The 14,692-nt window shown below is 69.1% G+C and carries 14 protein-coding genes; 2 read left to right on the top strand and 12 right to left on the bottom strand.

Annotation, left to right across the window (positions count from 1 at the left end):
* Window positions 1-7 precede the first annotated feature (7 nt).
* The 8 genes from ACIQTX_RS07905 to ACIQTX_RS07870 form a co-directional block, all read right to left on the bottom strand.
* Entirely contained in the window at window positions 8-616 is a 609-nt protein-coding gene (locus ACIQTX_RS07905; protein ID WP_105526981.1) for an alkylhydroperoxidase domain protein, read from the bottom strand.
* Window positions 613-1,254, bottom strand: coding sequence for a CMD domain protein (locus ACIQTX_RS07900; protein ID WP_402970930.1), 642 nt, complete (start codon window positions 1,252-1,254; stop codon window positions 613-615). The genes ACIQTX_RS07905 and ACIQTX_RS07900 overlap by 4 nt, the downstream gene beginning before the upstream one ends.
* Window positions 1,251-2,291, bottom strand: a complete 1,041-nt coding sequence (locus tag ACIQTX_RS07895) for a putative FMN-dependent luciferase-like monooxygenase (protein ID WP_402970927.1) — start codon at window positions 2,289-2,291, stop codon at window positions 1,251-1,253. The genes ACIQTX_RS07900 and ACIQTX_RS07895 overlap by 4 nt, the downstream gene beginning before the upstream one ends.
* On the bottom strand, window positions 2,288-3,913 hold the full coding sequence (locus tag ACIQTX_RS07890) for a dipeptide ABC transporter ATP-binding protein (RefSeq protein WP_402970924.1): 1,626 nt from the start codon (window positions 3,911-3,913) through the stop codon (window positions 2,288-2,290). Before ACIQTX_RS07890 ends, ACIQTX_RS07895 begins: the two co-directional genes overlap by 4 nt.
* Window positions 3,910-4,842 (bottom strand): ABC transporter permease, encoded by a 933-nt coding sequence (locus ACIQTX_RS07885; RefSeq protein WP_402970921.1) that lies wholly within the window; start codon window positions 4,840-4,842, stop codon window positions 3,910-3,912. The genes ACIQTX_RS07890 and ACIQTX_RS07885 overlap by 4 nt, the downstream gene beginning before the upstream one ends.
* Window positions 4,839-5,819 carry an ABC transporter permease gene (locus ACIQTX_RS07880; RefSeq protein ID WP_402970918.1) on the bottom strand — a complete coding sequence of 327 codons (981 nt, stop codon included), beginning with the start codon at window positions 5,817-5,819 and terminating at the stop codon, window positions 4,839-4,841. The genes ACIQTX_RS07885 and ACIQTX_RS07880 overlap by 4 nt, the downstream gene beginning before the upstream one ends.
* A 16-nt stretch (window positions 5,820-5,835) precedes the next feature.
* Window positions 5,836-7,470: a TIGR04028 family ABC transporter substrate-binding protein gene (locus ACIQTX_RS07875; RefSeq protein WP_402970915.1), complete on the bottom strand. Its 1,635-nt coding sequence runs from the start codon at window positions 7,468-7,470 to the stop codon at window positions 5,836-5,838.
* 151 nt (window positions 7,471-7,621) lie between these two features.
* Entirely contained in the window at window positions 7,622-9,034 is a 1,413-nt protein-coding gene (locus tag ACIQTX_RS07870; RefSeq protein ID WP_402970912.1) for an NtaA/DmoA family FMN-dependent monooxygenase, read from the bottom strand.
* Between the two features lie 105 nt (window positions 9,035-9,139).
* Here ACIQTX_RS07870 and ACIQTX_RS07865 point away from each other — a divergent pair, with 105 nt between their 5' ends.
* Both ACIQTX_RS07865 and ACIQTX_RS07860 read left to right on the top strand, forming a co-directional pair.
* Complete coding sequence (locus ACIQTX_RS07865) at window positions 9,140-10,126, top strand: Gfo/Idh/MocA family protein (RefSeq protein WP_402970909.1); 987 nt, start codon at window positions 9,140-9,142, stop codon at window positions 10,124-10,126.
* Between the two features lie 2 nt (window positions 10,127-10,128).
* Window positions 10,129-11,127, top strand: coding sequence for an NYN domain-containing protein (locus tag ACIQTX_RS07860; protein WP_402970906.1), 999 nt, complete (start codon window positions 10,129-10,131; stop codon window positions 11,125-11,127).
* A gap of 50 nt (window positions 11,128-11,177) precedes the next feature.
* Here ACIQTX_RS07860 and ACIQTX_RS07855 read toward each other — a convergent pair whose 3' ends face one another.
* From ACIQTX_RS07855 to ACIQTX_RS07840, 4 genes are all read right to left on the bottom strand, one after another.
* On the bottom strand, window positions 11,178-11,471 hold the full coding sequence (locus tag ACIQTX_RS07855) for a Dabb family protein (RefSeq protein ID WP_028503239.1): 294 nt from the start codon (window positions 11,469-11,471) through the stop codon (window positions 11,178-11,180).
* A gap of 33 nt (window positions 11,472-11,504) precedes the next feature.
* The gene (locus ACIQTX_RS07850) at window positions 11,505-12,512 is read right to left on the bottom strand and encodes a sugar phosphate isomerase/epimerase family protein (RefSeq protein ID WP_402970903.1); all 1,008 of its coding nucleotides are present in this window, start codon (window positions 12,510-12,512) and stop codon (window positions 11,505-11,507) included.
* Window positions 12,513-12,553: 41 nt separating this feature from the next.
* On the bottom strand, window positions 12,554-13,405 hold the full coding sequence (locus ACIQTX_RS07845; protein ID WP_402970900.1) for a sugar phosphate isomerase/epimerase family protein: 852 nt from the start codon (window positions 13,403-13,405) through the stop codon (window positions 12,554-12,556).
* Window positions 13,406-13,482: 77 nt separating this feature from the next.
* A complete protein-coding gene (locus ACIQTX_RS07840; RefSeq protein WP_402970897.1) occupies window positions 13,483-14,691 on the bottom strand; it encodes a substrate-binding domain-containing protein in 1,209 nt (402 codons plus the stop codon).
* Window position 14,692 lies beyond the last annotated feature (1 nt).

Below are 14,692 nucleotides of genomic sequence, written 5' to 3'. Positions count from 1 at the left end.
CGACGAGTCAGACCGGAGCCACCGGTCGTCCGATCGACAGCATCAGCCGGTTGGCCCAGTTGAAGAACGCGGCGCCGTGGATCACGTCGGCCACCTCGAGGTCGTCGAGCCCGGCAGCGCGCAGACGTGCGATCTCGTCCTCCCCGAACGCACTCGGGGTATCGGTGAGCGCGACCGATGCGGCGACGATCGCGTTCCACCGCTCGCCGAGATCGGCGTCGATGCCTTCGTCGAGCAGCAGATCGACATCCTCGACGCGCTTGCTGTGGTGTGCGGCGAAACGCGAGTGCACCGATGCGCAGAACACGCAGCCGTTGCGACGGGATGCCGCGGTCGCCGCGAGCTCACGGTCGGCCCGAGGAAGGCCCTCCGCAGCGTTGTAGAAGATGTCCTTGTCGACGAGAGTCCGCGCCCTGAGCACTTCGGGATCGCGCGCGAGCAGACGGAAGTAGTCGTTCTTCGCCCTGGCCGCCTCGACGAGGCCGTCGTAGTGCCGCTCGGTCAGCTCCTCTTCCGCGAGGGGTTCCAGATGCGGGACCCAGCCGACCTCCCCGCGGGTGAACTCATGCGGGTGCGGGGCGTCATCGTGGCGGAGCACGGTCTGTTCGGCGGTCATGCGGCTTCCTCCTCCTCGGAGATCTCGGTCGTCTCGGTCTCGGTCGCGGTGGCGAGTCCTGCGGCGGCGAGCACTCGGAGTCCGGTGACGACCCGTTGCTGGAAGGCGAGGAACGACACCAGCTGCGACAGCGTCACGATCCCGTCCGTCGACCAGCCCGCATCGAGCAGCCGGCCGAGGTCTGCACTCGACGATTCACGGGGCCGGAACACCAGCAGGTGCGTGTGCGCGAGGGCCGCGGAGAGTCGTTCTCCGACGAGTGCGATGACCGCATCGGACGGCGCATAGCGCTCCCCCTCGGTGTTCTCGCTCTGGAGCCCCAACTCGGTGTAGGCACCGAACGGGCCGCTGACTGCTGCGTCGGCCGCCTCCGCGAGCACGACGGTGGCCCGCTGCGGATCTGCCGCCTGCGCGCGGGCGGCATAGAAGCCCGCGGTCGCGTCCTCGGCGCCGGCCAGCCCCGTGGCGAACGCCGCCACGAGGTCGCGCTCCGACAGCGAGACGTGCTCGACGGTCACCGGACGGAACAGGGCGTCGAAGCTCGCCTGCAGCTGCTCCCTGGTGACGGGGCGGCGGCGGCGCAGCGCATCGAGCTCCGGCGTCACCTCCACGATCCGGTCCACGATGTCGTCGGTCATGCGTTCTCCTTGAGGGTGAGGTTGTCTTCGGCGGAAGGGGTGAGCGTGTAGCCGAGGGCCGGGGCGACCTCGTCGGCGAAGAGCGCGATCGAGCGCAGCACGTGCTCGTGCGGAGCATCGACCGAGTGCACCTGGAAGGCCACCTCGGTCGCACGGGCGAGAGTGGTGTCGGCGGCGAGCGACTGCGCCACCTCCTCCGGCGTGCCCAGGTGCGTGTCGAGCGCGGCGATCAACTCGTCGATGGTGTCGCCGGGGATCGTCTGCCCCTGACGGCGGAACCCCTCGGCCGCCCGACGCAGACCGACCTCGGCGAACCGCAGGGCTTCAGCCCGGTCATCGGCGACGAACACGGTGCGCGAGGCCGTGATCCGCGGTTCGACGTCGTCGGGCAGAGCATCGAGGTACGCATCGATGATGGGATCCTGCAGTTCCGACAGCGGCGCGTGCAGACGATCGGCGCGGCGCGGCTGCGTGCGGGAGAGCAGCAGCCCGTGTCCGTTGATGCCGGCCCGATGCCCACCTGGCACCGAGAAGGTGGCCTGCCAGACGCGGTCGGCGAGGTCTCCGGCGTCCGGGTAGAGGGTGTTGCCCGCACCGACATCACGGCCGGCGAGGCCGTCGAGCAGGGTCCGCAGCTTGCGGTCGTAGGTCGGGCCCTTGTCACGCACGTCCTCCCCGAACGGCACGAACGACGACGGGGTTCCGCCGCTGCCGAGGCCCAGATCCACTCGCCCCCCGGAGAGCAGATCGGCGACCACGGCATCCTCGGCCACCCGCACCGGATCCTCCAGCGGCAGCGTGATCACCCCGGTACCGAGGCGGATGCCTCGGGTCACTGCGGCGACGTGCGCGAGGAACACCAGCGGCGACGGCAGCCCGCCCTCGGCCGCATGGAAGTGGTGCTGAGCGACCCAGGCCCGTCCGATCCCGTGACGCTCGGCCTGCTGGATCTGCGCCGTCGCCAGCGCATAGCGTTCGGCGGGCGACGCGTCATCGAGCAGGCGCGTGAAGAAGGCGACAGTGGGTGCGGCGGTCATACGACGGTCTCCGTTCGTCCGGGTACCGCGGCGAGCAGTTCCCTGGTGTAGTCGTGCTGCGGGTCGTGGAAGAGGCCTTCGGTCAGCCCCTCCTCGACGATCCGGCCGCGGCGCATCACCGAGACCGTGTGACTGATCCTGCGCACCACCGCGAGGTCGTGCGAGATGAAGAGGTAGGTGAGTCCGAGTTCAGCCTGCAGCGACGTGAGCAGTTCGAGGATGCGTGCCTGCACGGTGACGTCGAGAGCGGAGACCGCCTCATCGAGCACGACGATCTCCGGGTCGATCGCGAGCGCCCTGGCGATCGCCACCCGCTGCCGCTGCCCACCCGAAAGCTCACGCGGGGTCCGGCGTGCGACGTCGGACGGCAGCGAGACCCTGTCGATGAGCGCGAGGGCGCGATCCCTGCGCTCGGCACGGCTGCCGACCTGGAAGCTCTGCAGCGGCTCGGCCACGATGTCGACGATCTGCTGCCGCGGATCCAACGAGGCGAACGGGTTCTGGTAGACGAGTTGGATGCGCCGGCGCAGCGCCCGCAGTTGCTCACGTTTGGCGTGGGTCACGTCTTCCCCGGCGATCTCGATCGTCCCGGTATCCGGCTGGTGGAACCGGGTGATCAGCCGCGCCGTCGTCGTCTTGCCCGACCCCGACTCCCCCACGAGTGCATGCGTCGTACCCCTGCGCACCCGGAATGAGACATCGTCGACGGCGCGGAAGCGCTCGCGCCCTGCGACCCGGAACTCCTTCACGAGGCCCTCGGCGATGATCGCGTAGGGGTTCTCCGCCGCCACCGCCGAAGCGTCCCGCAGAAACGGCGGCGCATCGGGCCGGCGGAAACCCGTCGCGAATGCGGGAGCGTCGGCGAGCAGCTGCCTCGTGTACGCATCGGACGGGGCGGCGAGCACCGTATCGCTCGGTCCATGCTCGACGATCCGTCCGTCTTTGAGCACGACGAGTCGCTCGGCCCGATCGGCAGCGACGCCGAGATCGTGGGTCACGAGCAGGATGCTGGTGCCTTCCTCCCGCTGCAGCTCGTCGAGCAGGTCGAGCACCTTGCGCTGCACTGTCGCGTCGAGGGCGCTGGTCGGTTCGTCGGCGATCAGCAGACGCGGGCGCAACGCGATGGCGGTCGCGATCAGCACACGCTGCCGCATGCCGCCGGAGAGCTCGTGCGGGTACTGGCGGGCGCGCAGGTCGGGGTCGTCGATGCCGACGCGGTCGAGGAGTTCGATGGCCCGCGCACGACGCGAGCGCCGATCCCGATGACCGTGCAGGCGCAGGATCTCCTCGACCTGCGCACCGATCGGACGCACCGGATCGAGCGAGGTCGTCGGGTCCTGCGGCACCAGACCGATCTCCGCGCCGCGGATGCCTCGGAGCGCGCGATCGGTCCATCCGGAGATGTCGAGGTCGCCGAGCACGACCTTGCCGCCATCGACACGGCCGCCGGCCGGGAGAAGGCCGAGCAGCGCGTGCGCGGTCGTCGACTTGCCCGATCCCGACTCGCCCACGAGAGCCAGGGTCTCCCCCTCGGCGATCTCGAACGAGACGCCGTGCACGACCTCGCGGCCGGCGTAGGAGATCCGCAGATCCGTCGCTGCGAGTACAGCCGAAGCACTCATCGGGCGTTCCTTCCGATACGGTGGCTGATCCGGTTGGCGCTGAGCACCACGGCGACGACGATGAGGCCCGGAAGGGCCGTGAGCCACCAGGCGGTACCGACGTAGTTGCGGCCCTCGGCGATCAGCAGCCCCCACTCCGGGGTGGGAGGCGGCGCGCCGTAGCCGAGGAACCCGAGAGTGGAGATCGCCAGGATCGCGGTACCGAACTGCAGTGCGGCGAGGGCGACGATCGGGGTGAGCGAGTTCGGCAGCACGTGACGGCGGAGCACCGCGAAGAAGGTGCCCCCGCTGCCGAAGCCTGCCTCGACGTACTCGGTGCGGCGCACGCGCGCGACCTCGGCGCGCATCAGGCGGGCGAAGGCTGCGACGCTGCCGAGACCCACCGCGAGCGCAGCGTTGACGGTGCCGAACCCGAGCAGGATGATCACCGACAGCGAGAGCAGGAGCCCGGGGATCGCCAGCAGCACGTCGACCACGCGCATCAGCACGTCATCGACGACCCCGCCGACGGCCCCGGCGACCGCCCCGAGCACCGTGCCGAGGGCGAGCCCGACCGTGACGGCGATCAGCGCACCGGAGAGCGAGTTGACCGCACCGTGGACGACGCGGCCGAACAGGTCGCGGCCGAGGGTGTCGGTGCCGAACCAGTGCGCCGCGCTCGGCGGCAGGAGCTTGTCGGCCGGCACGCCGGTGAGCGGGTCGCCCGGCGCGAACACCCCGGGGATGACCGCCCAGAGCACGGCGAGGGCGATCACGGCGAACGCCAGATACAGCCCCCACGCACGGCCGCGCAGGTGGCCACGGCGACGAGGCGCCTCGGCACTTTCCGGTGCAGGCGCTGCCGGCGACGTGGCGGGCTCGGCGATCGTCTCGGCGATCCCTGATCCAGCCACTGATCCAGTCGCTGCTGCGGTCACGGGAGCGGTCATGCTGCCACCTCCTGGGGTACGCGTCGCGTGGCACGGCGCCCGGTCGATCTTGCGACCGCGCGCTGACGCGGATCGATGAGCGGGGTGACGAGGTCGACGGCGAAGCTGATGATCACGAACCCGAGGGCCGAGAGCAGCACGACGCCCTGCAGTACCGGGATGTCCTGGTTCGCCACGGCCTGCTCGGTCAGCCGGCCGATGCCGGTGCGACCGAACACGGTCTCGGTGACGACCGCTCCCCCGACGAGTTCGCCGAACAGCACGCCGGCGATCGTCAGGGTCGGCACGGCGGCATTGCGGGCGACCGAGCGTGTGAGCACCCACAGCGGCGGTGCGCCCTTCGCACGGACCACCGTCACGAACGGCTGTGCATGCACCTGGTCGACCGCCCGCACCAGCACCTGGGCCAGCGGCGCCGAGATCGGGACCGCGAGCGTGAGCACCGGAAGGATGAGTCCGCTCACCGGGTCGGCGCCGACGATCGGCACCCACCCGAGCCCGAACGAGAACACCTGGATGAGCAGGATGCCGAGCCAGAACACCGGCACCGCCACGAACAGGCCCGGCACCTGGCGGAGGCCGTCGCGCAGCCACGCGAACGGCGCGAGCGAGGAGAGTCCTGCGATCAGGACGGCCAGCAGAAGTGCCACGACGAGTCCGAGCGACGCCAGCAGCAGTGTCGCGGGGAGCGCCTCGGCGAGCATCGTCAGCACCGGTGTGCCGAACTGTGTCGAGAAGCCGAAGTCCCCGGCGAGGAAGCCGAGACCCGCGTGCACGTACTGCTCCCACCAGGGCAGGTCTGCACCGTAGGTGGTGCGGATGCTGTCGAGCTGGTCCGGCGACAGCCCGAGGCTGGGGTCGGAGAACTTGATCAGGATCGCATCACCCGGCAGCAGCTGCAGCAGCAAGAAGGTGGCCGTGAAGGCCGCGATCAGAACGATCGCGGCCTGCCCGGCTCGTCGGAGGACGAACGTCATCGATGCACCATGCCGATCAGTGCTCGGCGAGCCAGACGCCGGAGAACGTCGGGCGTCCCACCGACTCGAAGGCGACGCCGTGCACGTAGGTCGCGGTGCCGTACACCTGCGGCTCCTCGAACAGCGGGATCACGTAGGCCTGCTCTGCGATGTAGTCCTGCACGGCTTGAGAAGCGGCGACGCGCTTGTCGGCATCGGGCTCGGATGCCACGGCGAGGAGCAGCTCGTCGAGCTTCGCATCCTTCGAGATCAGCACGTCACGGTTCTTCGTGAAGTACTGGCTCTTGATCACGTCGAGATCCGCGCGACCGACCATCGAGTGGTAGAAGCCTGTCTTCAGCGGGTCGCGGGTGTCCTCCGCGTAGCTGCCGGCATCACCGGGCTTGACCGAGAGCTCGACACCCACCTTCGCCAGCTGCTGCGCGACGAGTTCGAGAGTCTGCTTCGACAGCGGCTGCGGCTTCGCCTCGTACACCGTGATCGACAGGCGCTCGCCGTCCTTCTCTCGGATGCCGTCGGTGCCGGGCTTCCATCCGGCCTCGTCGAGGAGCTTCGCGGCCTTCTTGGGGTCGTATTCGTAGTGCTCCGACTCGTCCTTGTAGCCGAGCGCCTGGGAGGAGAGCACCGAGGTCGCCACCGGGTAGTTCTCGGTGAAGAGGGTGTCCACGACCTCCTGCGCGTTCACGGCGGCGATGATCGCCTGTCGCACGCGGATGTCGGAGAGCAGCGGGTTCTCGGGGCGCAGCGCGATCGAGTTGTTCACGCCGCGGGTCTGCGGGGCGTAGAGCGTGAAGCCGGCGCTCTCGACGCGGTCCTCATCGAACGCCTGCACGTAGCGGACGTAGTCGGCCTGGCCGGCGAGCAGCGAGCCGATGCGCACCGAGTCCTCCGGAGTGATCAGCACGTGCACGGCATCGAGGTAGGGGCGGCCGTCGTTGTCGACGCTGTCGGGGCCCCAGTCGTAGTCGTCGCGGGCGGTGAGCGTGTACTCGGTGCCGAGCTTCTCGCCCGTGACCGTGAACGGACCGGATCCGACGATCTCGGCGGCATTGCCCGCACCGAAGTCCTCGATCGTGCCGTCGAGCGTCTCCGGCGACAGGAGGCCGGAGTTGATGGTCGAGGTCGCCTGCAGGAACCCGGGCGACGGGGCGGTGAAGTGGAACGTGACGGTGTCGTCGTCGACCACCTCGCTGCTGGCGTAGTTGTTGATCGCCTCGGAGACGGTGAGGCCGCGCTCCGCATCGCCCAGGCCGTAGGTGTCGAAGTTCTTCTTCACGGCCGCGGCGTCGAGCACCGTGCCGTCCGAGAACGTGACGTCGGGGTTCAGATTGAACGTGTACTCGGTCGCATCGTCGTTCACCGTCCAGTCCGAGGCGATCCACGGCTCGATCTCGAGCGTGTCCGGATTCTGCCAGGTGAGACGGGCGGCGATGTTGTTCACGATGCCGCCGTTCGGGTAGAAGCCGGCCTGCGGCGGGTACAGGTTCGTGTACGCCTGGTGCTCGAGGTAGGTGAGCGTTCCCCCGGTGACGGGGTCGCCGCCTTCTGCGGGCGAGTTCGCCGGGGCGGGCGTCGACGCGCAGGCGGCGAGGCTCCCTGCGAGGACGAGCGGCAGCGCGATGGCGGCGGCGCGGATGAGACGACGGTTCATGGGAGGGGCCTCCTGGCTTCGGGGGTGCAGTGCTTCGGGTGCGTGCTGTGCTTCGGGTGTGTGCTGTGTCGTGAGGTGTATTCACGGTAGGAATCGGTGCTGCCGTGGCGCGAGGCGGCGGACTCCGGATGTCGCGTGGCGAAACGTGTGGTCACGCGTCGACATACGAGGAAATGCGCAGGCGGTCGCGAAGCGTCGCTCCCGCTCCCTCCTCCGCGCCTCGCAGCAGTCCGCGACGGCGAAGTTCCGGCGCCGCGATCCGAGTGAACGCCTCGAACTGCGCGGGTTGGAAGGCCGACAGCACGTTGAATCCGTCGGCCGCGCCCTCGTCGCGCCAGGTCTCGAAGTGATCCGCGATCGTGCCGGCGTCGCCCACGACGAAGGCCGCGGGCACCGCGTTGGCCGCGACGAGGTGCCGCCAGGTGAGCGGGTCGCCGCCCGCAGCCCCGGATCCGGAGATGCCTGATCCGGAGACGCGCAACCCGGCGATCAGGCCGAGTCGCTCGATCAGCGCGGCGCCGCGTTCGCCCAGCCGCAGAGCCTGGGCGGCGGTCACCGGCGCGTCGAAGGTCGCAGAACGCAGGGGGTCGTCGAGCGGGACGTCGAACGCATCGGCGAGGGCTGCGACGGTGCGGTTCGGCGGGAAAGCCGTGCGCGCGGCCTGGTGCCCCTCGGCGAGCGGCACCAGGGCGAGCAGACGCTCCACGATGCGTCGGGCGTCGGCATCGGTGTCCGCCACGACAGGAAGCACCGGAGCGATCACCTTCAGCGCGTCGGGCGACCGGCCGGCGTCTGACGCGATCTCCCTCAGCAGCCGACGCGTGGCGATCGCATCGGCAAGCGTCGGCGCGGCGGTCAGCGCGAGATCGGCCTCGGTGGCCGCGAGCGCCCTCGACCGCGGCGAGGTGCCGGCATGCACGATCGGGATCCGCCCCTGTGGTGGGCGGGCCACGTTGAGCGGACCGGTGACCCGCACCTGTGCACCCCGGAAGTCGGCGGGGTGCAGCCCCTCCGGATCGATCAGCACGCCGCGCTCGGCGTCGGCGATCCAGGCGTCCTCTCCCCACGAGTCCCACAGCCGCCGCAACACCTCGACGAACTCCTCCGCCCTGTCATAGCGGGTCTCGTTGTCGGCGTGCGCATCGCGGCCGTGGTTGCCGGCGGCACGCGGCTCGGCGCCCGTGACGAGGTTGACGCCCGCGCGACCACGGGTGAGCACGTCGAGCGATGCCAGCGAACGTGCCGTCGTGTACGGGTCGGCGTAGGTGGTGTTCACGGTGGCGATCAGACCGATCCGCGAGGTGATCCCGGCGAGGAAGAGCACCGCGCTCACCGGGTCGATCCGGGCGAGCAGATACGGGTCACGGAATTCCAGATCGGGGCCCGTGGCGAGCCAGTCCCCGAAGAAGAGATAGTCGAGACCGGCGGCCTCCCCCTCCTGCGCGATGTGCCGCAGGATGTCGGCGTCGGCCGCAGGATCACGGTGCGCCCCTGGCTGGCGCCAACCCGAGGGATACGCGCCGAGGGTACGCACCATGGCGCCGATGATGAGGGGTTCGGTCATGCCGTCACGGTAGGAGGCGTCGACGGCCCACTGCCACGGCCCCGATGCCGGGCGTCACGGGATGTAACAGTCCGTCACACCCACCGCACCCCCTACGCTGAGACCATGACAGGTCTTCGGTGGGGAATCCTTGCGACCGGCGGTATCGCCGGCGCGTTCGCGTCCGATCTACGTACCGCGGGGCTCGACCTCGTGGCGGTCGGCTCGCGCTCGCAGGAGTCAGCAGACGCTTTCGCGGCCCGCTTCGACATCACCCATGCACACCCCTCTTACGAAGCCCTGGTGGCCGACCCCGATGTCGACATCATCTACGTGTCGACGCCGCACCCGATGCACCACGAGAACGCCCGGTTGGCGCTCGAGAACGGCAAGCACGTGATCGCCGAGAAGGCCTTCACACTGAACCGTGCAGAGGCGGCAGATCTGCAGGCGCTCGCGGCGGAGCGCGGCCTGCTCGTGATGGAGGCGATGTGGACCAGGTACCTGCCGCACATGATCCGCATCCGCGAGATCATCGCCGAAGGCGCTCTCGGCGAGATCCGTGCGGTCAGCGCGGACCACACCCAGCTGCTGCCCTCCGACCCCGCACACCGGCTCAACGACCTGGCACTCGGCGGCGGCGCACTGCTCGACCTCGGCATCTACCCGATCTCGTTCGTCTGGGACATCCTCGGCGCCCCGACCACGATCCGTGCCCTCGGACGACTCATCGAGACGGGGGCTGACGCCGAGGTCGCCACCGTCATGACCCACGAGGGTGGCGCGATCTCGACCACCCTCTCGTCGTCGCGCGCGGCGGGACCCAACGTCGCGAGCATCATCGGCACGGCCGCTCGCATCGACATCGACACCGTCTGGTACAGCCCCACCACGTTCCGGGTGGTGCTTCCCGACGGCACGGTGCAGGAGACCTACACCTCCGAGGTCGAGGGTCGCGGTATGCAGTACCAGGCGCTCGCCGCCGAACGACTCGTACGCGACGGCATCCTCGAAGGCGACATCCTGCCGATCGCCGAGAGCGTCGCGATCATGGGAACCCTCGATGAGATCAGAGCGCAGATCGGCGTCCGCTACCCCCGCGAGGAGGTCTGATCATGGCTGAGACCACCGATGCCCGCGTCGCCGTCTACCTCGACTTCGACAACATCGTCATCTCCTGGTACGACCGCGTGCACGGCCGCAACGCCTACGGCAAAGACCGTCAGCGGATCAGCGAGAACCCGAACGACCCTGAGGTCACCGACCGGCTGAGCCGCGCGATGATCGAGGTCGGTGCCATCATCGACTACGCCGCCTCCTTCGGCACGCTGGTGCTCACACGGGCCTACGCCGACTGGTCCTCTCCTGTGAACGCCGTGTACCGCTCGCAGCTCGTGGCGCGTGCGGTCGACCTCGTGCAGCTGTTCCCCGCCGCCGCCTACGCGAAGAACGGCGCCGACATCCGGCTCGCGGTCGACGCGGTCGAGGACATGTTCCGACTGCCCGACCTCACCCACGTCGTGATCGTGGCAGGCGACAGCGACTACGTGCCGCTGGCTCAGCGCTGCAAGCGTCTCGGCCGCTACGTGATCGGTGTCGGGGTGTCCGGCTCGACCGCCAAGTCTCTGGCCGCGGCGTGCGACGAGTTCGAGTCGTACGACTCGCTGCCCGGCGTGGTGCGTCCGGTGAAGGCCGCCCCCGTGGTCGCTGCCAAGGCCCAGCCCGTGGTGGAGGCGCCCGCCCCCGTCGCCGACGCCGTCACGGAGAACGTCGCCGAGACGACCTCGAAGCCGAAGACCACCCCGAAGCGCACGCGCGCCAAGTCCGCACCCAAGGCGGAGGAGCCCAGGGTCGAGGACAAGGTCGACGATCAGGAGGTGGCGACCCAGTTGCTGGAGCGCGCGCTGCGCCTCGGTCACGACAAGGCCGACGCCGACGAGTGGCTGCACAGCTCTGCGGTCAAGACGCACATGCGCCGCATGGATCCGTCGTTCAGCGAGAAGGCCCTCGGCTACCGCTCGTTCTCCGACTTCCTCAAATCGCGCGACGACATCGCCGAGCTCGAGGAGACCGGCCACGAACGGTTGGTCCGTCTCCGCGAGCCCGCCGCCTGACAGCGACGGCGTCACTCGACAGCGTCAATCGACAGAGTCACTCGACGAAGTCACTCGACGAAGTCGTACTCCTGGAACGTGGCGACCTCGGGAAGCCAGCGCTCCGAGACGAACGCCCGGTGTGCGGGGTGCCCGTCGTACGCGTCGTAAGCGTGCTGATCGGTGAACACCATCGAGAACTGATGGCTGAGGTCGCTCTTCGCGCTCACCTGACGGCGGATGGTGAAGTCCTCGACACCGGGGATGGAGGTCAGGACCGCGTGCCCCGTCGCCAGGAACTCCCGCTCCTCGGCGGACCCGGCCGGGTGGATCAGGCGGAAGACGACGGTGTGCTGGATGGACATGAGGCTCCTGTTCTGAAGATCACTGGCTGACGATCACTGGTTGCTGAACGCGGCGTCGAACGAGGCTGCGGGCTTCGGCCACAGCAGAGATCTCACGAATCCCAGCGCCTCGGGGGCACCGTGCAGGCGGTCCATACCGGCGTCCTCCCACTCGATCGAGATGGGTCCTGCGTAGCCGATCGCGTCGAGCGCACGGAAGGCGTCCTCCCACGGCACATCGCCGTGTCCCGTGGAGACGAAGTCCCAGCCGCGCCGGGGGTCGCCCCACGGCAGGTGCGAGCCGAGCACTCCCGCACGCCCGTTCCGGGGCCGCATCCGGGTGTCCTTGCAGTCCACGTGATAGATCCGGTCCGCGAAGTCGACGATGAACCCGACCGGGTCGATGTTCTGCCACATCATGTGCGAGGGGTCCCAGTTGAATCCGAACGCCTCACGGTGCTCGATCGCCTCCAGCGCACGCACCGAAGACCAGTAGTCGTAGGCGATCTCGCCCGGATGCACCTCGTGCGCGAAGCGCACACCCTCGCCGTCGAAGACATCCAGGATCGGATTCCAGCGTCGGGCGAAGTCCTCGAACCCGCCCTCGATGACGGATGCCGGAACCGGAGGGAACATCGCGAGATACGGCCAGATCGATGATCCGGTGAACCCCACGACAGTGTCGATGCCGAGCTTGCGTGCGACCCGTGCCGCCCGCTTCATGTCGTCGGCTGCCCGCTGCCTGACCCCCTCGGCCTCGCCGTCGCCCCACACGTAGTCGCGGAGGATGGCCTTATGGCGGAAGTCGATCGGGGCGTCGCACACGGCTTGACCGGCGAGATGGTTCGAGATGGCGAAGATCTTCAAGCCGTGCCGGTCGAGGATCTCCTTGCGCGAGGCCGCATAGGCGTCGTCCTCGTCGGCGCGCTTCAGGTCGAGGTGATCCCCGGAGGCCGCGACCTCGAGCCCGTCGTACCCCCACTCCGCCGCGAGACGAGCGACCTCCTCGAAGGGCAGATCGGCCCACTGACCGGTGAACAGGGTGACCGGGTGACTCGTCATGAGGACTCCTTCGTCTCGGACTCGTTCGAGGTCGTGCGGGTTCAGGTGCCGAAGGCGCGCAGCGCCTCGATGCTGCGCGCGGCGAGCTCGTCCTGGCTCGGGGCGAGCGGACGCCAGACGGAGGCCGCGACCGCGATCGTGGCGTTCTCCCCGGTGAAGCTCTCCACGCCGAGCGGACCTCGATAGGCGGCGTCGTCGAGGGCGCGGAGGATGCCCGGCCAGTCGGTGTGGTCATCGCCCACGGCGCCGCGATCACTGCCGCACACCTGCACGTGGGCGATCGCCGCCCCCGCCGCGCGGATCGCGTCGTCGGGCTTCTTCTCCTCGATGTTGAGGTGGTAGGTATCGAGAGCGAGTCCGAGCCCCGGGCCGAAAAGCGGACCGAGTGCGTCCAGACTCTGCTCGACCGTGTTGAGCACACTGGTCTCGTAGCGGTTCAGGGGTTCGATCGCGAGCGTCACTCCCCGGGCCGCCGCTTCATCGACGAGCCCTGCGAGGTTCTCGCGCAGCTCCCCGACGACGGCGGCGCGCTCGTCGGCGTCCATCCGCCAGGTCACGCCGGTCGGGGCGTAGAACGGACCGGCCACGACCCGCGCGCCCAGAGCCTCTGCGGCCGCGATGCAGGATCGGAGATACGCCTGCGTCGCACCGACATCCCCCGCGCGGGCCACCAGTGAGCGTCGTGGACCCATCGCTCCGACCACGATCGCACCGAGTCTCAGGCCGTCGAGCACAGCACGTGCGCGCTGCGGATCCCAATCGCCGACACTCTCGAGCGGCAGCTCCAGGGCGTCGTACCCGAGGCCCCGGGCCTTGCGGGCGAGCGGCTCGATCGTGGCATCGGTCAGCGGAGACGTCCACACCCAGGTGTTGACGGCGATCGTGCGGGGCATCGTTGTCCTCTTGATCGTGAAGTCGATCCCACCCTCCCACTCCACGGGTGCGGAGCGGAAGGGTGGGATCGCATCGGCTACGGGATCTGCCGTTCCTGCCACACCGTCGGGTAGCCGGGAAGGTTCTCCCCGCCGAACTTGGCGTAGTGGCCGTCGGGCATTCCCTCGTTGGCCTTGAGGTAGTCGTCGAGCTCCGGTTCCGTGATCGGCTTCTGCGGCAGCACCCACTCCTTCGGCACCTCTTCGCCGGCGAAGATCATCTGCGCCGCGAGCAGAGGAGTGCGCCACTGGAAGTTGGAGTACACCGGCGCGAGCCCCGTGAGACCCGTGTCCTTCCACTTGCGCAGGAAGCTCATCTCGTCCTCACCGGTCATGACCGGGTAGTCCGCTCCGGCGTCCTCGAATGCCTCGATGGCCGCGACAGCGCCGTCACCGGCGTCCATCCAGATGCCGTCGACGTCGCCCTTGGCGAGCTCGTCACTGATGATGCTCTTGATCTCGGCCGGGTCGGCGCCTGTGAAGTAGTCCACGGCCTCGATGCCCGCTTCGTCGAAGAGCTTCTCGGCGCCCGCCCAGCGGTGCTCCAGCACGTCCACACCCGGGAGGATGCGGAGGGCTACGACCTTGTCGCCCTTGTCGAGGTTGTCGATCAGGAACTCCGCCGTGTCGATGCCCCAGGCGAAGCCGCCGATCGGGTGGATGAACGTGACGGGGCAGTCGGTGTTGACGCCGCGGTCGAACACGACGACCGGTTTTCCGGTGTCGCACGCCCGCTCGACGGCGGGAGTCATCGCCGCCGTGCTGTTCGGCGAGATGAGGAAGACGTCGCAGCCGCCCTCGGCGATGAAGTAGTCGATGTCGGCGATCTGCGTGTCGTCGGAGTCCTTCGCGTCGCGGGTCTCCATGTCACTGATGGCTCCGACGTCCTGCAGCGCCTTGAGCTGCTGGTTCATCGTGATCCACCCGGTCTGGCGCCACGGGTTCGAGATCGAGGCGTTCGCGAAGCAGGCCTTCTTGGCCCCTTCGCTCGTGAACTCCGACGTGTCGACCATCTCGGCGTTGATGTGCTGCAGGTACGGCTCGTCGGCCGGCCCCTGCGGGTCGATCCCGCGCTCCTCGTCCTGCTTGTCGAAGAGCTCCTGGTCGAACCACTCCGTCGTCTCAGCCGTCGCATCCGGATTCTCCGACTCCGCCGGCGCCACTGACGGGTCGGTCGTACACCCGGCGAGCGCGATGAGGCCGAAGAGAGCCACCCCTGCGGTGGCGATCTTCATTGATCGTCGCATT

The organism is Microbacterium sp. NPDC090281 (genome assembly GCF_044769635.1).
In the GTDB taxonomy this organism is placed as follows: Bacteria; Actinomycetota; Actinomycetes; order Actinomycetales; family Microbacteriaceae; genus Microbacterium.
This window is presented reverse-complemented; position numbering and strand designations above follow the sequence as displayed.

What these genes read in the sequence shown, in the direction of transcription:
- ACIQTX_RS07905 (WP_105526981.1), bottom strand. Translation starts at nt 616, where the DNA reads ATGACCGCCGAACAGACCGTGCTCCGCCACGATGACGCCCCGCACCCG.
- ACIQTX_RS07900 (WP_402970930.1), bottom strand. Translation starts at nt 1,254, where the DNA reads ATGACCGACGACATCGTGGACCGGATCGTGGAGGTGACGCCGGAGCTC.
- ACIQTX_RS07895 (WP_402970927.1), bottom strand. Translation starts at nt 2,291, where the DNA reads ATGACCGCCGCACCCACTGTCGCCTTCTTCACGCGCCTGCTCGATGAC.
- ACIQTX_RS07890 (WP_402970924.1), bottom strand. Translation starts at nt 3,913, where the DNA reads ATGAGTGCTTCGGCTGTACTCGCAGCGACGGATCTGCGGATCTCCTAC.
- ACIQTX_RS07885 (WP_402970921.1), bottom strand. Translation starts at nt 4,842, where the DNA reads ATGACCGCTCCCGTGACCGCAGCAGCGACTGGATCAGTGGCTGGATCA.
- ACIQTX_RS07880 (WP_402970918.1), bottom strand. Translation starts at nt 5,819, where the DNA reads ATGACGTTCGTCCTCCGACGAGCCGGGCAGGCCGCGATCGTTCTGATC.
- ACIQTX_RS07875 (WP_402970915.1), bottom strand. Translation starts at nt 7,470, where the DNA reads ATGAACCGTCGTCTCATCCGCGCCGCCGCCATCGCGCTGCCGCTCGTC.
- ACIQTX_RS07870 (WP_402970912.1), bottom strand. Translation starts at nt 9,034, where the DNA reads ATGACCGAACCCCTCATCATCGGCGCCATGGTGCGTACCCTCGGCGCG.
- ACIQTX_RS07865 (WP_402970909.1), top strand. Translation starts at nt 9,140, where the DNA reads ATGACAGGTCTTCGGTGGGGAATCCTTGCGACCGGCGGTATCGCCGGC.
- ACIQTX_RS07860 (WP_402970906.1), top strand. Translation starts at nt 10,129, where the DNA reads ATGGCTGAGACCACCGATGCCCGCGTCGCCGTCTACCTCGACTTCGAC.
- ACIQTX_RS07855 (WP_028503239.1), bottom strand. Translation starts at nt 11,471, where the DNA reads ATGTCCATCCAGCACACCGTCGTCTTCCGCCTGATCCACCCGGCCGGG.
- ACIQTX_RS07850 (WP_402970903.1), bottom strand. Translation starts at nt 12,512, where the DNA reads ATGACGAGTCACCCGGTCACCCTGTTCACCGGTCAGTGGGCCGATCTG.
- ACIQTX_RS07845 (WP_402970900.1), bottom strand. Translation starts at nt 13,405, where the DNA reads ATGCCCCGCACGATCGCCGTCAACACCTGGGTGTGGACGTCTCCGCTG.
- ACIQTX_RS07840 (WP_402970897.1), bottom strand. Translation starts at nt 14,691, where the DNA reads ATGCGACGATCAATGAAGATCGCCACCGCAGGGGTGGCTCTCTTCGGC.